The sequence below is a fragment of the Pseudolysobacter antarcticus genome (assembly GCF_004168365.1).
Taxonomy (GTDB): Bacteria; Pseudomonadota; Gammaproteobacteria; order Xanthomonadales; family Rhodanobacteraceae; genus Pseudolysobacter; species Pseudolysobacter antarcticus.
In genome coordinates, this window is the sequence record NZ_CP035704.1 from 603,450 (window position 1) to 619,983 (window position 16,534).

Annotated in this window: 17 protein-coding genes and 1 other RNA gene; 7 read left to right on the forward strand and 11 right to left on the reverse strand. The window is 59.4% G+C overall.

What is annotated here, in order from left to right; all coding sequences use genetic code 11:
• The first annotated feature begins 77 nt into the window (after positions 1 to 77).
• The 3 genes from ELE36_RS02670 (at position 78) to ELE36_RS02680 (ending at position 3,305) form a co-directional block, all read left to right on the forward strand.
• Positions 78 to 959, forward strand: coding sequence for an alpha/beta fold hydrolase (locus ELE36_RS02670; protein WP_129831621.1), 882 nt, complete (start codon positions 78 to 80; stop codon positions 957 to 959).
• Positions 960 to 1,041: 82 nt separating this feature from the next.
• Positions 1,042 to 2,127, forward strand: coding sequence for a choice-of-anchor Q domain-containing protein (locus ELE36_RS02675; protein WP_129831622.1), 1,086 nt, complete (start codon positions 1,042 to 1,044; stop codon positions 2,125 to 2,127).
• A 95-nt stretch (positions 2,128 to 2,222) separates the two neighbouring features.
• The gene (locus ELE36_RS02680) at positions 2,223 to 3,305 is read left to right on the forward strand and encodes a PA0069 family radical SAM protein (protein WP_129831623.1); all 1,083 of its coding nucleotides are present in this window, start codon (positions 2,223 to 2,225) and stop codon (positions 3,303 to 3,305) included.
• A gap of 7 nt (positions 3,306 to 3,312) precedes the next feature.
• Here ELE36_RS02680 and rpiA read toward each other — a convergent pair whose 3' ends face one another.
• The 6 genes from rpiA to ELE36_RS02710 all read right to left on the reverse strand — a co-directional run bounded on the left by rpiA (position 3,313) and on the right by ELE36_RS02710 (position 5,978).
• Positions 3,313 to 3,957, reverse strand: a complete 645-nt coding sequence (rpiA, locus tag ELE36_RS02685; RefSeq protein ID WP_129831624.1) for a ribose-5-phosphate isomerase RpiA — start codon at positions 3,955 to 3,957, stop codon at positions 3,313 to 3,315.
• An 81-nt stretch (positions 3,958 to 4,038) separates the two neighbouring features.
• Positions 4,039 to 4,491, reverse strand: coding sequence for an EVE domain-containing protein (locus ELE36_RS02690; protein ID WP_129831625.1), 453 nt, complete (start codon positions 4,489 to 4,491; stop codon positions 4,039 to 4,041).
• A 14-nt stretch (positions 4,492 to 4,505) separates the two neighbouring features.
• Positions 4,506 to 5,102 carry a 5-formyltetrahydrofolate cyclo-ligase gene (locus ELE36_RS02695; RefSeq protein ID WP_129831626.1) on the reverse strand — a complete coding sequence of 199 codons (597 nt, stop codon included), beginning with the start codon at positions 5,100 to 5,102 and terminating at the stop codon, positions 4,506 to 4,508.
• Between the two features lie 161 nt (positions 5,103 to 5,263).
• Positions 5,264 to 5,448, reverse strand: a non-coding RNA gene (gene ssrS, locus ELE36_RS02700) — 6S RNA.
• Between the two features lie 6 nt (positions 5,449 to 5,454).
• Entirely contained in the window at positions 5,455 to 5,757 is a 303-nt protein-coding gene (locus ELE36_RS02705; protein WP_129831627.1) for a cell division protein ZapA, read from the reverse strand.
• Positions 5,754 to 5,978, reverse strand: a complete 225-nt coding sequence (locus ELE36_RS02710) for a TIGR02449 family protein (RefSeq protein WP_129831628.1) — start codon at positions 5,976 to 5,978, stop codon at positions 5,754 to 5,756. The genes ELE36_RS02705 and ELE36_RS02710 overlap by 4 nt, the downstream gene beginning before the upstream one ends.
• Positions 5,979 to 6,149: 171 nt before the next feature.
• Between ELE36_RS02710 and ELE36_RS02715 the strand changes: the two genes are divergently transcribed.
• Genes ELE36_RS02715 through ELE36_RS02725 form a run of 3 tightly spaced genes read left to right on the forward strand, consistent with a single transcriptional unit; the run spans position 6,150 to position 9,568 of the window.
• Positions 6,150 to 6,707 carry a UPF0149 family protein gene (locus ELE36_RS02715; RefSeq protein ID WP_165371444.1) on the forward strand — a complete coding sequence of 186 codons (558 nt, stop codon included), beginning with the start codon at positions 6,150 to 6,152 and terminating at the stop codon, positions 6,705 to 6,707.
• A 55-nt stretch (positions 6,708 to 6,762) separates the two neighbouring features.
• Complete coding sequence (gene pepP / locus ELE36_RS02720; RefSeq protein WP_129831630.1) at positions 6,763 to 8,097, forward strand: Xaa-Pro aminopeptidase; 1,335 nt, start codon at positions 6,763 to 6,765, stop codon at positions 8,095 to 8,097.
• 10 nt (positions 8,098 to 8,107) lie between these two features.
• Positions 8,108 to 9,568, forward strand: coding sequence for an AcvB/VirJ family lysyl-phosphatidylglycerol hydrolase (locus ELE36_RS02725; RefSeq protein ID WP_129831631.1), 1,461 nt, complete (start codon positions 8,108 to 8,110; stop codon positions 9,566 to 9,568).
• Between the two features lie 33 nt (positions 9,569 to 9,601).
• On the opposite strand, the gene mprF is transcribed toward ELE36_RS02725, so the two are convergent.
• The 3 genes from mprF to cydX all read right to left on the reverse strand — a co-directional run bounded on the left by mprF (position 9,602) and on the right by cydX (position 13,051).
• Complete coding sequence (mprF, locus tag ELE36_RS02730) at positions 9,602 to 12,244, reverse strand: bifunctional lysylphosphatidylglycerol flippase/synthetase MprF (protein ID WP_129831632.1); 2,643 nt, start codon at positions 12,242 to 12,244, stop codon at positions 9,602 to 9,604.
• Between the two features lie 101 nt (positions 12,245 to 12,345).
• On the reverse strand, positions 12,346 to 12,819 hold the full coding sequence (locus ELE36_RS02735; protein WP_129831633.1) for a hypothetical protein: 474 nt from the start codon (positions 12,817 to 12,819) through the stop codon (positions 12,346 to 12,348).
• A 100-nt stretch (positions 12,820 to 12,919) separates the two neighbouring features.
• A complete protein-coding gene (gene cydX, locus ELE36_RS02740) occupies positions 12,920 to 13,051 on the reverse strand; it encodes a cytochrome bd-I oxidase subunit CydX (RefSeq protein WP_129831634.1) in 132 nt (43 codons plus the stop codon).
• Between the two features lie 131 nt (positions 13,052 to 13,182).
• Here cydX and tnpA point away from each other — a divergent pair, with 131 nt between their 5' ends.
• Entirely contained in the window at positions 13,183 to 13,569 is a 387-nt protein-coding gene (gene tnpA / locus ELE36_RS02745) for an IS200/IS605 family transposase (RefSeq protein WP_129831635.1), read from the forward strand.
• A 148-nt stretch (positions 13,570 to 13,717) separates the two neighbouring features.
• Here tnpA and cydB read toward each other — a convergent pair whose 3' ends face one another.
• Positions 13,718 to 14,851: a cytochrome d ubiquinol oxidase subunit II gene (cydB, locus tag ELE36_RS02750; protein WP_129831636.1), complete on the reverse strand. Its 1,134-nt coding sequence runs from the start codon at positions 14,849 to 14,851 to the stop codon at positions 13,718 to 13,720.
• A 17-nt stretch (positions 14,852 to 14,868) separates the two neighbouring features.
• Positions 14,869 to 16,440, reverse strand: a complete 1,572-nt coding sequence (locus tag ELE36_RS02755) for a cytochrome ubiquinol oxidase subunit I (RefSeq protein ID WP_207215848.1) — start codon at positions 16,438 to 16,440, stop codon at positions 14,869 to 14,871.
• Between the last annotated feature and the right edge of the window lie 94 nt (positions 16,441 to 16,534).

Consider the following 16,534-nt stretch of genomic DNA (forward strand, 5'->3'; position numbering starts at 1 on the left):
TGTGCATTTCGATTTTGCGAAACACAATCGCGCGTAATACTGCGCAGCAGGATGCGGCGGGACTAAACTCGGCATCCATGAATCCCATAAGTACAAACGCTTGGCTCAGCGCCGGCAATTTTTTCGAGCATCGCGGCCACCGCATCTTCTGGCGTGCGAGTGGCGCGCCTGACGCGCCGGTGCTTTTGCTGATCCACGGATTTCCCACGTCATCGTGGGATTGGGAAGCATTATGGCCCGAGCTGGCGCAGCGCTATCGGGTAGTAACGCTTGACATGATCGGCTTCGGATTTTCCGACAAGCCGCGCGATTACGAATATTCGATCCTCGATCAGGCGGATATCCACGAAGCGCTGCTGCGCCATTGCGATGTGAGCGCGTATCACATTCTCGCGCACGATTATGGTGATACCGTTGCGCAGGAATTGCTCGCGCGCAGTCTTGAGCCGGGCCAGCGTCCGCAGCTCGCCAGTGTGTGTTTTCTCAACGGCGGTTTGTTTCCTGAAACGCATCGCCCGGTGCTGGTGCAGAAGCTGTTGCTTTCGGCGCTCGGCCCACTCATCGCGAGGTTAACCAGCAAGCGCACCTTGGCGCGCAGTATGGCCCGAATCTTCGGACCGCAGACCCAGCCCAGCCCGATGCTGATCGATGCCTTCTGGCAGCTCATGACTTTGCACGATGGCTTGAAGATCCTGCCGCTGCTCATTCGCTACATGCCGGAGCGCCGGTTGCGGCGCGCGCGCTGGGTCGGCGCACTGCAGCAGGCCGGCGTGCCGTTGAAGCTGATCGATGGCACGCATGATCCGATCTCCGGCGCGCATATGGTGCAACGTTATCGCGAGTTGATCGCCGATCCCGATGTAACGGAATTGCCCGGCATCGGTCATTATCCGCAAGTGGAAGCGCCCGCCAGCGTGTTGGCTGCTTACCTCGAATTTCGCCAGAAATTTCTGCACTAAATATCGCGTGATAGTTTCCGCCGCCGCATTCCGTTCTTCTTGGTAGCACAAGCGGTGCTATCGACTTTGCAGGCGGCACACCATGTCTCTACTTTCTTCTAGGTTTCGTTTACCGAAGCCATCGATCATATTTTTGCCTTTGCTGGTTTTACTGCTCACATCAGCCGGCCACGCGGCAACGATAACAGTGGGTGGCGCGTGCACGCTGGTGGATGCGATTAACGCGGCCGAGACCGATATTGCGGTCGGCAATTGTGCGGCGGGCGCGGGTAACGACGATATCGTGTTGACGACTGACGTCGTGCTTTCGCTAGCCAGCGGCACGACCGGTTTCGAGCCGACCGGGCTGCCGCCGATCACCACGTTGATCACGATCCACGGCAACGGCCATACGATTTCGCGCGCCGCCACGGCTGCCAATTTCATGCTGATCACCGTGTCCAGCTCCGGCGTTCTGGCATTGGATACGGTCACGCTCAGCGGCGGTTCCGGCACGAACACGGGTGCGATAGAAAACGCCGGAAACCTCACCCTGCACAACACCACCATCGCCAATAATCATGGCCAGAATTGCGGCGGTATAATCAACGAAAACATATTAAACGTGACGGGTTCGCTGTTTGTCGGTAACAGCTCATCGGGCAACGCTGGCGCGATTTTCAACTACAGCGGCACCGCGATGTTGACCAATACTACGATCTCCGGCAACAGCTCGGCGTTCGGCGGCGGGCTCAATAATAGCGCGTCGTTTTCGACCAAACCTGCGGCTATCGCCACGCTCGATCACTGCACGGTGAGCGGCAACACGGCGACGTTTTCCGGCCAGAATTTCCTCAATCAAAACGACGCGCAACTCACGTTGAAGGCGACGCTGATCAACGGCGCCGACAATTGCCAGGGCAATGCGCCAACGATCGACGGCGGACTCAATTTCGGTTCCGACGGTTCGTGTACCGGCACCGCACCATTGACCGGATTCGATGCCGCACTGCGCAACAATGGCGGCCCCAGCATGACGCACGCTTTGCTTCCAGGCAGCAGCGCCATCGATATCGGCGCTGCTTGCGGCCTCACTGATCAGCGCGGATTATTGCGCGATGCCCATTGCGATAGCGGCGCGTTCGAATATCTCGACAAGATCTTCGGCAACGGTTTTGAAGCGCCTTAGCGAGGCACGGCTGGCAGTATCTCGCGCGCTGAGATCGGTTCGACGTAGGATGATTGCCCGGCGTCAGCCAACCACCGAATCAGCAACACATCGTCATGTCTCAGCAAGATTTTATCAAAGGTCGCGGCACCGCGATCCAGCCGAATGCGCGGTTTGAATCCACGCATACCGAGGCGCAGGACGATGGCTGGATCGGTGATCTGGAAGAAACGCCGCAGATCACGCGTACGCATATCACCGAGGAGCGCGCGCGTTCGATCATCAGCCACAATTCCTCGCCGGATGTGCCGATCGATGCATCGTTGAATCCGTATCGCGGCTGCGAACATGGATGTTCGTATTGTTTCGCCCGGCCCACGCATGCGTATCTCAATCTTTCGCCGGGTCTGGATTTCGAGACCAAACTCTTCGCCAAGACCAATGCCGCGGCAGTGCTCGAAGCCGAGCTGGCGAAACCGTCTTATCGCTGTGTCACGATTACGCTGGGCACGAATACCGATCCATATCAGCCGATCGAGCGGCGTTATGCGATCACGCGTCAGGTGCTGGAAGTGCTGGCGCGCACCCGCCATCCGGTCGCGATCATCACCAAGAATGCGTTGATCGAACGCGACCTAGATCTGCTCGTCGATCTGGCGCGCGACAATCTGGTGCGCGTGATGGTGTCGATCACGACGCTGGATAATCGCCTGTCGAGCAAGCTCGAACCGCGCGCGTCGGCGCCGCATCGGCGCATCGAAACCGTGCGCGCGCTCAGTGCCGCAGGTGTTTCGGTCAGCGTGCTGGTGGCGCCCGTGATTCCGATGATTACGGATCGGTTTCTTGAAGAAATCCTGCAGCGTTCGCACGCGGCTGGCGCGCAGAGTGCGGGTTACGTACTGATCCGTCTGCCGCATGAAGTGAAGGATATTTTTCGCGACTGGTTGCGTGTGCATTTCCCGGATCGCGCCGAACATGTGATGAGCCTGATCCAGCAGATGCGCGGCGGTCGCGATTACGATGCGCGCTTCGGCACGCGCATGAAAGGCGAGGGCGTATTCGCCGACCTGCTCAAGGCGCGTTTCGCGCGTATGCAGCGCCAACTCGGGCTGGGTTTGCGGTCGGAAAATCCGTTGAATACGAGTCTGTTTCAGCCGCCGCGCAAACTGCAGCCGCAAGGCGACTTGTTCGCGCGCTGAGCCGGAATTATTTGAGCGTTTCGGCGCCCACAATCACTACATCCGCGCGCCGATTCGCGAACAGGCCGACGCACACCACGCCGGTGATCTGGTTGTAGTCGGCTTCGAGCGCGACCGGATCGGTGATGCGCAAATTATGTACATCGAGAATCCAGTTGCCGTTGTCGGTAGTCACACCATCGCGCCAGACCGGCGTGCCGCCGCGTTTGACGATTTCACGCGCAACATAACTGCGCGCCATCGGGATCACTTCGACCGGCAGCGGAAACTTGCCGAGCACGTCGACGCGCTTGATGCTGTCGATCATGCAGACGAACTTGCGCGATGCCGCGGCGATGATTTTTTCGCGCGTGAGTGCCGCGCCGCCACCCTTGATCAGGCAGCGCTGCGGATCGCATTCGTCAGCGCCATCGACATACACCGGAATTTCGCCCGCGCTATTGAGATCAATCACGCGAATGCCGAGCTTCTTCAGCAGCGCCGTGCTCTGTTCCGAACTCGATACCGCTGCTTCGATACGATCAGCCCTGCGCCCGAGTTCCTCGATGAAAAAAGCCACGGTCGAGCCGGTGCCGACACCAACGACGGTGCCATCTTCGATGTAGCGGATGGCTTGCTCGGCGGCCATGCGTTTTTGTTCGTCGCGATTCATGGGGTTTCGGCTTTATTAGTTGATCTGGCGATAATCTTGGTGATTATCGTTCGGACGTTTATACGGCTATTTATAAATCGATCATTCCAGTGCGAGAATGAACTGCCATTGTTCCGCTGTGACTGGCAGTACCGAAAGCCGGTTGCCGCGACGGGTCAGGGCGAAGTCGCCGAGTTCGGGGCGCTCTTTCAATTCGTTCAAGCTGATCGTACGTTTCAGTTTGCGTTTGTAGCCGACATCGACCATCAGCCAGCGCGGTTCATCGTATTTGCTGCCGGCGTCGAAATAGTCGCTCTTGGGATCGAACTGGGTCGGGTCGGTGTACGCCGCGCACAGAATCTCGGCGATGCCGACCACGCCGGGCTCGGCGCAATTCGAGTGATAAAACAGCACACCATCGCCTTTGCGCATGCCGTCGCGCATGAAGTTGCGCGCCTGATAATTGCGCACACCGTTCCATGGCTCGCGTTTACGTTGCTTGAGCATGTCGATGGAAAATTCTTCGGGTTCGGATTTCATGAGCCAATAGGCCATCGTGTTTCCCTCGTTTAGCGAGTGCATGCAATCAACTCGCGCTCGGTCGCGACAAAGTCCATGCGCACGTCCCACGTCTCGCCGGTCAGTTCCGGCAGTTCCTGCAAACTGTAGCCGATCCCGACCAGCAATGGCTTGCTTGGCCGTGCGCGATCCCGCAGGAACGCAAAACTGCGATCATAAAATCCACCGCCGAAACCGAGCCGATAACCGCCGCGGTTAAATCCGAGCAGTGGCAGCAAAACCAGATCCAGCGCGGCCGGCGCAATGCTGTCGGCGAACGCGACATCGGGCTCCGGAATGCCGTAGCGATTGGTGACCAGCGCCGCACCCGGACGCCACGCCGCAAAACTCAAATCGCGTTGCGGCTGGATCATCGGCAGGCAATACGTTTGTCCGCGCCGTAGCAGGCGCGATACGGCGGCATGCAGCGACAATTCACCAGCGCTCGCCCAATAGCCCGCGATAAACGCGCTGTCGAGAAATTGCGGCAATTGTTCGAGCGAGCGCGCCATACCTTCGGCGGCGGCAATGCGCGCGCCGGGCGCGAGGCCAGCGCGGCGCTCGCGCAGTTCCGTACGCTGGTTTTGACGGTTGCCGGGTGCGTTCAAGATCGATTCGCGCAGAGAAGGATGGATACGAATTCTACGCGACCGGCAGACCGGCTTGATCGGATTCCAGAATACGCGGCACGGGCCGCAGCGGCATGAAAATCGACGCAGGTATCAAGAGCGCCGCTTGTATGGGTGCGCTGATCACAGCCATACAAGCGGCGCCCTCCACCATGACGATGCGCATCGAACGACCTTGATCCAGAGGATCAGGTGGGATAGCTGGCGAGGCCTTAGGCTTTCCGCACGAGGCGGACATGCACACAGCTTTCGACGCTGCTAACCCGGGTCGTTAAATAGGACCAAGGCATATGTAAGAATGCGCGGTCGTGAACAGCAGGGGACACCAGTGCTATTTTATGGAGCCTGCGAGCGCGCTATCAAGCTTTATTTTCAGCGCTTGCATGTGCTGCGAGATCGTGCTGGCTTCACTCTGATTGTGTTGCTTCAGCGTGACCAGTTCATGCGCGATATTCAGCGCCGCCAGCACCGCGATACGCTCGGCGCCGGGTGCACGCGCCGCGGCGCGAACCTCGCGCATCTTGCCATCCAGATAACTTGCCGCAGCGAGCAGGCCGTCACGCTCATCCGGCGTGCAGGCGATCAGATACTCACGATCGAGGATATGTACCGTGACTGGTTCGGCCGCGCTCATGCGTTGCTCTCCAGCGATTTCAACCGCACGATCATCGCCTCGACGCGCGAGCGCGCACTCTCGTTTTTCGCGAGCAGACCGGCGCGTTCGGCCACCAGTTGTTCCTGGCTGTGACGCAGGCTGCGGTTCTCTTCGCCGAGGCGGCGACACATCTCGATCAGACGATCAAGCTGCGTGCTGATGTCGCGCAGTTCCGGGAGCGTCGTGATCGTGTCGGTCATGACGTGGACTATAAGCAGGGTTGTCGGGTCCGGTCAACGCGCATCGCAGCGAGAACGCGGCGCGAGTGCGAAATCGGTCGAGAGGATACTGTCCGAGATCACGCCCGGCGGCGCTGCTAGCGCTCGGGATGAGCTGGTAGAATAAGGCTGAACCTGATTTTGCCTATGACCATGAGCCCGCCATCCAGTATTTCCCATACCGACCTCGATACCGAATTGACCATGCTGCATTTCGGTCTCACCGCCAGTGATCTGCATGGTTCGCTGTGCGGTTTTTTATGTGGCGGCGGTCATGCCGATGCGCACAACTGGCTCGGCGCGCTCGCGATCGAGCCGATCGAAAGCATCGCGGGGAAAGCGCATCCGATGATCGATCGACTGTATGCCGAGTGTCGCGATCAGCTCGATGATGTCGAACTGAGCTTCGAGCCGCTGCTACCGGATGTCGATGAAACCCTCGCCGCGCGGGCCGAGGCACTGGTCGAATGGTGTCGCGGTTTTCTCGGCGGCATCGGGCTGGCCGGGGTCGATTCGTCGAGTTCGCTATCCGATGATGGCAGTGAAATCCTCAAGGACTTTGCCGCGATTGCCGCGACGCATTTCGAATTCAAGGATGCCGAGGAAGACGAAACCGCGCTGTACGAAGTTATCGAATTCATCAGAGTCGGCGTATTGTTGCTGCACACCGAATTGTGCGCGCCGCCTGGTGCTGGCGCGACGATGCACTGAGTTTTGTCACTAGCGATTCAACCTCAGCGCCGCAAATTCCGCTTCGAGTAAACGCATGATCGATCAGAAAGAATTCGCTCGCCGCCGTCGTCAGCTCATGCGCATGACCGGGCGCGATGCGATCACCATCGTGCCGGCGGCGCTCGAACGTATCCGCAATAACGATGCGCATTATCCGTATCGGCAAGACAGCGATTTCCATTACCTGACGGGTTTTGCCGAGCCGCAAGCGGTACTCGTGTTGATTCCCGGTCGTGCGCATGGCGAATGCATCTTGTTCTGCCGCGAGCGAAATGCCGAGCGCGAAGCGTGGGACGGACACCGCTACGGCCAGGAAGGCGCGGTCGAAAAATTCGGCATGGACGATGCGTTTCCGATCGACGATATCGACGACATTCTGCCCGGCCTGATCGAAGGCCGCACACGTGTTTATTACCACTTCGGCCGCGATCCGGATTTCGATCTCAAGCTAATCGGCTGGGTCAATCATGTGCGCGCGCAAGTGAAGCAGGGCGCGCGTGCGCCGCATGAATTTGTCGCGCTCGGCCATTTGCTCCACGACCTGCGCTTGTTCAAATCGCGTGACGAACTGCGCGTGATGCGCAAGTCGGCGAAGATTGCGGCGGAGGCGCATGTGCGTGCGATGCAACTGGCGCGTCCGGGAATGAGCGAGAACCAGATCGAAGCAGAGCTGTTGCATACCTTGCGCCGCCACGACGCGGTAGTGTCCTACGAGCCGATCGTCGGCAGCGGCGCGAATGCGTGCGTGCTGCATTACCGTGCGAACAACGGTCCGCTGCGCGACGGCGATCTGCTGCTGATCGATGCCGGCGCTGAATATCAGTGTTACGCCTCCGACATCACGCGCACGTTTCCGGTCAACGGAATCTTCAACGACGAGCAGCGCGCGTTGTACCAGATCGTGCTCGATGCACAGCTCGCCGCGATCGACGAAGTGCGCGCCGGTCGTCCGTTCGATGCCTATCACGATGCGGCCGTGCGCGTGATCACCGCGGGCCTGATCAAGCTCGGATTGCTCAAAGGCAGTGTCGAGAAAAATATCAGCGAAGCCAGCTACCGGCGTTTCTACATGCACAAGACCGGACACTGGCTCGGGCTGGATGTGCACGACGTCGGCGACTACCGCATCGACGGCGTATTCCGCGAACTCGAACCCGGAATGGTCGTCACGGTCGAACCCGGCATTTACATCGCGCCCGATATGAAAAGTGTGCCGGCGAAATGGCACGGCATCGGTATTCGCATCGAGGACGATGTTCTCGTCACGTCTGGCGATCCGGAAGTCATCAGCGCCGATGCGCCGAAAACCATCGCTGCGATCGAGGCCTTGATGGCCGCGGCGCGATCGACACAGGCCGAGCGCAAATAAGGATACCGCGATGTTGTTGTTCGTCAGATTCGGCATATTTGCAGCCGCCGATAGTTTCCCCTGGTCGCAGCGGTCGCGCCGATTCGGCGGGTCGATGCGCGGCATGATTTTCATGCTCGGATTTCTCTGGATGGCATCGGCACACGCGGTTGCCACGCAACCGGTGCATTACGGTTTGTTCGGTGATGTGCATGTCGCGATGCCGAGCGGCGAAGTCAGACGCAGCGTCATGTTGATCTCCGATCGCGATGGCTGGAGCGCGCGCAGTGAAGCGCTCGCGCAGGCGCTGAGCGACGATGGCGCGCTGGTGATGGGAATCGATCTGCCGGTCTATCTGAAGCAGCTGTATTCGATCAAGAACAAATGTGCGTATCCGTCCGGCCACTTCGAGGAACTCAGCGACTGGATGCAGCGGCATCAGGGCTTGGCCAACTTCACCAATCCGTTGCTGGTCGGCGATGGCGCCGGCGCAACCTTTGCGTATGCGGTCGCGGCGCAGGCGCCGGCGGGTACATTCAGCGGACTCGCCACGCTCGGTTGGGACAGCGATTTTCGCGCGCGGAGTTCGATCTGTGTCGGTGATGCCGGAGCGATGACCAAGGCCGACGGCGTGCGCGGCTGGCGCATCGTGCCGGTCAAAAAACTGCCGCCGCCGTGGTTGCCGCAGCCGTATGCGCCGGGTGCGCGCGTGACCGGCATACGCGAAAAAATCGGCGAGACTTTTTCGGCCTTGTCGCACTTCAGGCATGGTGTCAACGCCATGTCCGCAAAGGCCGCTGCAGAACTGTTTGCGATGCAGGTTGCGGCATGGCAAGACAAACATACCGCTTCGGCGGTGTTGCCGGACGATGTCGCCGATCTGCCGCTGGTCGAGGTGCCGCATCAGGGCAATTTTGCCGGTCGGGTCGCGATCATTTTATCGGGCGATGGCGGCTGGGCCGGTCTCGATATCGCGGTCGCCGAGCAGATGGCACAGCGTGGCATCGATGTGATCGGTCTGAGCACGATCAAGTTTTTCTGGCATACGCGCAAACCCGAAGAAGCTGCCGATGCGTTGACGCGCATCGTCCAGCATTACGGTGAAACCCGGCCCGGCGCGGATTTTGTGGTGATCGGATATTCGTTCGGCGCGAGTCTGGCGCCGGTGGTGATCAATCGTGCGCCGCTGGAAATCCAGAATCGCATCAGCGCGCAAGTGCTGATTTCACCCGATGCCGAAGCGGTGTTCGAGGTGAAAGTCGGCGACTGGTTTGGCAGCGCACATCACGACGGTTCGATTCCGCTCGCACCGGAAATCGCCAAGAGCAAAGTGCGCGTGATCTGCGTGCGCGGCAAGGACGAAGGCGCGGATTCATTCTGCGCACAACTCGCCGGCAAGCCGAAAGTCAGCATCCTCGAATTGCCCGGCGGGCACCATTACGATGGCGATTACGACGGGCTCGGCTTGGCGATATTCAACGCCTTGAAATAACCCGCAGCGCGCAATTCTGTTGCAGAAAACCGCTCAGAATTTTTTCAAGCGCAGCCAGCGCGGATAACCGCCATCGACCAGCGCCGCGATGTCGATCAGCAAACTCGGTACCCATACGCCGCGTGGATATGCCAGATACGCGCCGACCCATTGCGGCGCGAATTTTTCCTTGTAACGACGCAGGCCCTGATAGTTGTAGAGCTTGTTGCCGTACTGAAAAGCGAGTGCGGCGAGGCGCTCGTTGATGCGCGCATACGGGTTGTCGCCGACGCGCGATAGCGGTGCCATGCCGAGGCTGAACTGTTCGTAGCCCTGATCCTTGGCCCACTGCATGACGCGCGCAAACAGGAAATCCATCGTGCCGCGCGGTGCGCCGGCGACATGCCGCATAAGATCGACGCTGGCGGTGCCGTTCGGGCCGTAGGGGCGCGACACGTTGGCAAACGCGATCAATTCACCGGCGCGGCGTACCAGCGCGAGCGGACTCCAATTCAAATAGTCGGCCTTGAAATGACCGAGCGAAAAACTTTTTTCGCGCGCGCCTTTTTCGCTGAGCCACGCGTCGGAGACACGTTTGACTTCGGCCAGCAGCGCCGCGTCGAATGGTCCTTCGAGCATCTCGAAACTGAGTTGTTCCTTGGTCGAACGATTCACCGCCTGGCGCAGGTCTTCCCAGCGCTTGCCGATCAGGGTGAACTCTTCCAGCCGCACCAGCGCGAGTTCGCCGAGCTTGAACAAATCGAAGCCGAGGTCGTGGTAGCGGAACAAGTCGGGTTCGAGCACTTCGTAAAACACCGGCACGCGATCTTGGCTGTCGGCGTATTTGCGGAAATCGAGGATTGCGCGCGTGATGCCTTCCTCCGGCCCGCACGGAGAACCGAGCGCGACCAGACGATCGCGTACCGCACCGTAAGCGACGATCGAATGATGATCGCGCGGCGAAAACAAATGTTTGTCGCCGACAAAACTTAGATGTGCAAATTCGCCGCCGCCGTAGGTCTGATAGATATCGCGCGCGTGTTCGAGGTCGGTCTGGGTCGGCAGCGCGAGCTTGGGCCGCTTCACCGCAAACGCCTGCCAGATCGTGTAGATCACTACGCCGAGCAGTGCCGCCGCCGCGCCGCGCGCCATGCGCGAACTGTGTTCGCCGAAACCGAAATAGAACATGTCGAAACTGTCGTCGCCGAGCACGGCGAGCACACCGAGAGCGAAGAACACCAGCACGCACAGGATCAGGCCGCTGTACCAGCCGAGCGTGGTGGCCGAAGTCAGGCTCATCGCACGATGGGTGAACGAGCGTTTGCGCGTGCGCAGCAGTCCGGCCACGGCGAGCAGGAACAGCGCTTCGCCGAAATGCAGACCTTTGGTGATCGCGAGCACCGAGTTGATCAAAAGCAGCCACTGCGTGAGCCGATACGCCACTCGCAGACGTCCGTCGATACCGCGGGCGAGGCCGAGCAATAACACGCCGGACAAGATGCTGAACCACGCCGAGCTTTCGACCGCGACCATCGGCAAATTTTCGCGCACAAGCTCGATATGTTCGTGCACCGATGGCAGCGCCGCCGATACCAGCTGCATCGCGCCGGCACCGAACGTCAGCACCGCGAGCAGGCGCATGCCGAGATCGGCGAACAGGCTCGCGGGTAATCCGATCACGCCGAAGATCGGATGTTCGCGCAGTCGCTCGGCGAGCCGTGACAGCCCCGGAATACGCCGCGCCAGCATGCCCGAGCCGAGGTACAAACCGCACAGCAGCGGCAACAGGTAATAGGCGATGCGGAACAGGATCAAGCCCGACAACACCGATGGCTGGTCGTAACCAGCTTCGCTCAGCGCGACCAGCATCAGGCCATCGAACACGCCGAGCCCGCCCGGAATCATGCTCGCCAGACCGAGCACCGCGGCGCCAGTGAACGCACTCAACAGCAGGCCGGGTTTGACGTGCGCATCGCACAGATACAAACACGCGTACAACACCGCGGCGGCGAGCAGCCAGTCGATAAATGACACCAACGTGAGCTGGATTTTCAACCGCAGCGATGGCAGGGCCTGGTCGTTCGGTAGCCAACGCATGAGGGTGCGGCGCGTGGTCAGGAAAAAATACAGCGGCAGATACAGCGCGACACCGGTCAGCACGATGATCGCGATCAAACGCTGGAATTCGCTGCCGGTGATCGGCAGATAACTGGTGGCCAAAGTGATGATGACCATCAGGCTGAGACCCAGCCAGAGCGTGAGCACCTGCATGCCGATCAGTGCCGCAGTGCGGCTGAGGTCGATGCGCAACGAGTTCAAGCCGAGCAGGCGCACGCCCGAGCCGACCGCGCCGGAGAGGTTCAGCGTATTCGCCATACTGTTTGCGACAAAAGCCAGACGCATGACTTCTCGCGTGGATATTTTCAGGCCGAGCCAGCGCGCGATCAGCAGATCGACCAGGCCGGTGATGGTGACGCCGAACAGCGCGAGCGCGGCGATGCCGAGTGCAGGCAGCGTCGGCACCGCGAGCAAGGTGCTCTGCATGTTGACGCGATCGAAGCTGTCGAATTCGTGCCACACCAGCCACGCCGTGAGCACGAGAAACCCGCACGGTACCATCCAGCGCAAACGCGCGAGCAGGCCGCGTGTGGCGGGCTCGTGTGCTGCGGCGGCAGATTCGGTTTGAGGTTCAGTCATGAGGTCGTGAGTGAATATTCAAGGCGCATCTGCTCGCCAGGCCGGCCAATTCCTGGCACCGAATTACTGCATGCGATGTGATGCATGAGTGCAGCAATGTATCAAGGTTTCTTGTCGGGCGTGTTGGGCAAGCGGACAAATTCGAGCGTGTTTTTGCCGGGTTGCTGGCCGAGATCGAGCTGCATGCGATACCACTTGTCCTCGTGCGCAAAATTCGCCTTGGCGGTGATACGTGTGCTGCCGGGCGTGCTCGTGCAGGCAATTTCAGAGAGCGTGATTTCGGCGTGGTCGGCATTGATTTCTGCGAGCGCAGCGGTGTCGATGGCGTGGGTTTCCGAGGTCTGGAAATCGTAATTGCTCATCCATTGCACGTACAGATACGACTGCGCGAATTGATACGCTTCGACGATGCGGAAAAACCCATGCAGGTTCTCGTGGTGCCAGTTTCCGCATGAAACGACATGACGAATCTGGCTCGGATGCTTGTCAAAAAAATACGCAAAATCCGGTTCCACGGCGTGCGCCGCGAACGTCGCGGCCAGACCAGCCAGCAACGTGGTGATACGAAAAAACATTGCAAAATCCCCTGATGACACACTCTTGCAGCCGCCATCATGCCTGAAATCGCTGCGAAAGGCTGCGCAGCGGGTCAGCAATCCGAGGCTGAGACTGGCTTCAGGCTTGGTCGGCGGGTTTTATCGGCGTAACTGCGGCCTGATCGCGCGAGTGCACTTCGTACCACATCGCATTGAGGATCGCGAAAGCGCAGGCGAGGCCGATACCGAGGATCCAGGTGAAATACCACATGAGCGCAACTCCTAAACCAATAAGGGAGATCCCCCGGCTATGCCGGGGTGGCAGTAACAGTTTGACAATTCCGGGAGTCCATCGAAGAAACTCCGTTCGTGAGCCGCCAAGCACATGAACGGAGAATCCCGATGGACGAGTACGAAAGCCTAAGTCACACGAAATGGGAGTGCAAATACCATATCGTGTTTATACCGAAGTTTCGCAGGAAGAGTTTGTATGGAGATTTGCGTCGGCATCTGGGGGAGGTGTTCCGTCAGTTGGCAGGGCAACGCGAGAGCCGAATAGAAGAAGGGCATTTGATGTCAGATCACGTGCACATGCTGATTGCGATACCGCCGAAGTATGCGGTGTCGCAAGTGGTGGGGTATATCAAAGGCAAGAGCGCGATCCATCTGGCGCGGACGTATGGCGAGCGGAAACGAAATTTCACGGGGCAACATTTCTGGGCTCGAGGGTACTTCGTATCAACGGTGGGTCGAGACGAAGCGCAGATACGAGCGTACATACAGAACTAGGAGCATGAAGATCGCCGACTGGAACAGTTGAATCTGTGGCGTTAACCGGCACCACAAGGTGCCACTGAAACTGGGGACGCGTTAGCGCCCCCGATTAGCCGCTTTGAGCGGCTCACACAATAAAGCCCCCGGCTTTGCCGGGGGATATTTACTGAATCGAATGCGAGGCGCGAATATGCGCAAGCGTCACGCGCCCGCGCAGGACGCGATAGACCCAGGTTGTGTAAGCCAGCACGATCGGCAACAACAGCACCACGCAGATCAGCATGTTCGACAATGTGGCTTGGCTGGAGGAGGCGTCCCACACCGTCAGGCTGCTGCGCGGATCGGTGCTGGATGGAATCAGGAACGGAAACAGCGCGCAACCCGCGCTGAAAATCGTGCCCGCGACAACCACGCCGCTGGCGATGAACGCGCTGCCGTAACGATGTTTGGCGAGCAGTGCGAGCAATGCGAGTGTTGCGCCAATTGCCGCGATCGGCGCAAGCCAGAACACCGGATGCAGCGCATGACTGGCAAACCACGAACCCTGCATCGCTACCTGTTTGAGCAACGGATTCGAGACACCTGCATGCGCCGCCGTTGAGGTGATCGCATAACCCGGCACGCCGATCGCGAGCCAGATTCCAGCGATCACATACAGCGCAAGAAATACCAGCGCAAGAAGCTGTGCGGTGCGACGCGCGCGAGCCGCGATCAATTCATCGGCCTTGAGCGCGGCATAGGTTGCGCCGTGCATCAGCAGCAAGGTCACGCTGACCAGTCCACACCACAACGCGAACGGCGTGAACAACGCGAAAAAGCTGCCGCTGTAAGTCATGCGCATGCTGTCGTCCAACTGGAACGGCAGGCCGAGAAACAGATTGCCGAAGGCGACGCCACATACCAGCGGAATGACCACACCGCTGAAGGTGATGACCCAGTCCCACAGATTGCGCCAGCGTGCATCCGGCATCTTGTTGCGAAAACCGAAACCGACCGGACGCAGGATAAACGCCGCGAGCAACAGCATGATCGCGAGATACAAACCCGAGAACGAAACCGCATACACCATCGGCCACGCTGCGAACGCCGCGCCGCCGCCGAGCACGAACCAGACCTGATTGCCCTCCCAGACCGGCTCGACCGTTTCGAGCAGCGCGCGCCGTTCGTCGTCGTTATGCGTGAGCACGCGCAGCAGTGCTGCGACGCCGAGATCGAAACCATCCATCACCGCAAAACCGACCAGCAGAATGCCGAGCAGCAACCACCAGATCACACGCAGGGTTTCATAATCGAACATGTTCTCTCTCCGGCGAATTAATACGCGGTGATCGGCGCGGATGAACGTGGTTCATCGTCGTTCCACATTCCTAGTCCATCTGGACCGCTGCGCGCGTATTTCAGCATCAGCACGACATCGACAACCGCGAGCGTGGTGTAGAAAACCACGAAGCCGATCAGGCTCGTGAGTACTTGTCCGGCGCTGACCGAGGACACGCCGAGCGCGGTTGGCAGCACGCCTTCGATCGCCCACGGCTGGCGCCCATATTCGGCGACGATCCAGCCGAGTTCAGTGGAAATCCACGGCAGCGGCAAGCTGTAGAACGCCAGTCGCAGATACCAGCGATGTTTCTGCAGCTGCCGTTTCGAAGCCAGCCAGAACGATAGCGCGAACAGGCCGATGAAATAGATGCCCAGTCCGACCATGATGCGGAACGACCAGAAAATCACCGGCACATTTGGGATCGTGCTGTCGGCCGCGGCGGTGATTTGTTGTGGTGTTGCCTTGGCCGGATCGTCGATGAATTTTTTCAGCAGCAGCGCATAACCGAGATCGCCCTTGTGCGCATCGAACGCGGCATGGGCGGCGGCATCGTCGGGATTCTTGCGTAGTGTTTGCATCGCCGAATACGCGATCACGCCATCGTTGATGCGCACCTCGGCGCGTTTGACCAGATCATTGATGCCCGGCAACACGGTATCGAACGAGCGCGTGCCGATGATCCCCATGACCCACGGAATCTGGATCGCCGCATGCGTGGTGCGCGTCGCCATGTCGGGTAATCCGAACAACGTGAACGAAGCCGGCGCGGGTTCGGTTTCCCACATCGCCTCGATCGCGGCGAGTTTCATTTTCTGGTTTTCCGAAACGGTGTAGCCCGATTCATCACCGAGCACGACCACCGACAATGCCGAGGCCAAGCCGAAACTCGCCGCCACCGTCATCGAGCGTTTCGCGAAATCGATATTGCGCCCGCGCAGCAGATACCACGCGCTGATCGAGAGCACGAACATCGAGCCGATCACGTAACCCGCGCTTACGGTGTGCACAAATTTCGATTGCGCAACCGGATTGAAAAACACTTCCTTGAGCGAGGTGACTTCCATGCGCATCGTCGCGAGATTGAACTCCGCGCCGACCGGATTCTGCATCCACGCATTCGCGATCAAGATCCACAATGCCGACAGATTGGTGCCGAGCGCGAGGATCCACGTGCAGCTCATGTGCTGCACGCGCGAGAGTTTTTCCCAGCCGAAAAAGAACAGCCCGACAAACGTGGCTTCGAGAAAAAACGCCATCATGCCTTCGATTGCGAGCGGTGCGCCGAAGATGTCGCCGACGTAATGCGCGTAATACGCCCAGTTGGTGCCGAACTGGAATTCCATCGTGACGCCGGTAGCCACGCCCATCGCAAAGTTGATGCCAAACAGGATGCCCCAGAATTGCACCATGCGCTTCCACACGTCGCGCCCGGTCATCACGTACACGCTTTCCATGATCGCGAGAATCCACGACAGGCCGAGCGTGAGCGGCACGAACAGGAAGTGATACAGCGCGGTCAGCGCGAATTGCAGCCGCGACAGCGTAACGACATCAGCATCGATCATTGGGATCACCGCTAGCGAAGAAAAAATAGGCAGTCATGCACCGTGTACGCGAGTCACGCAGCGAAGCGACTTCGAGCGCCAACACGGGCGTCAT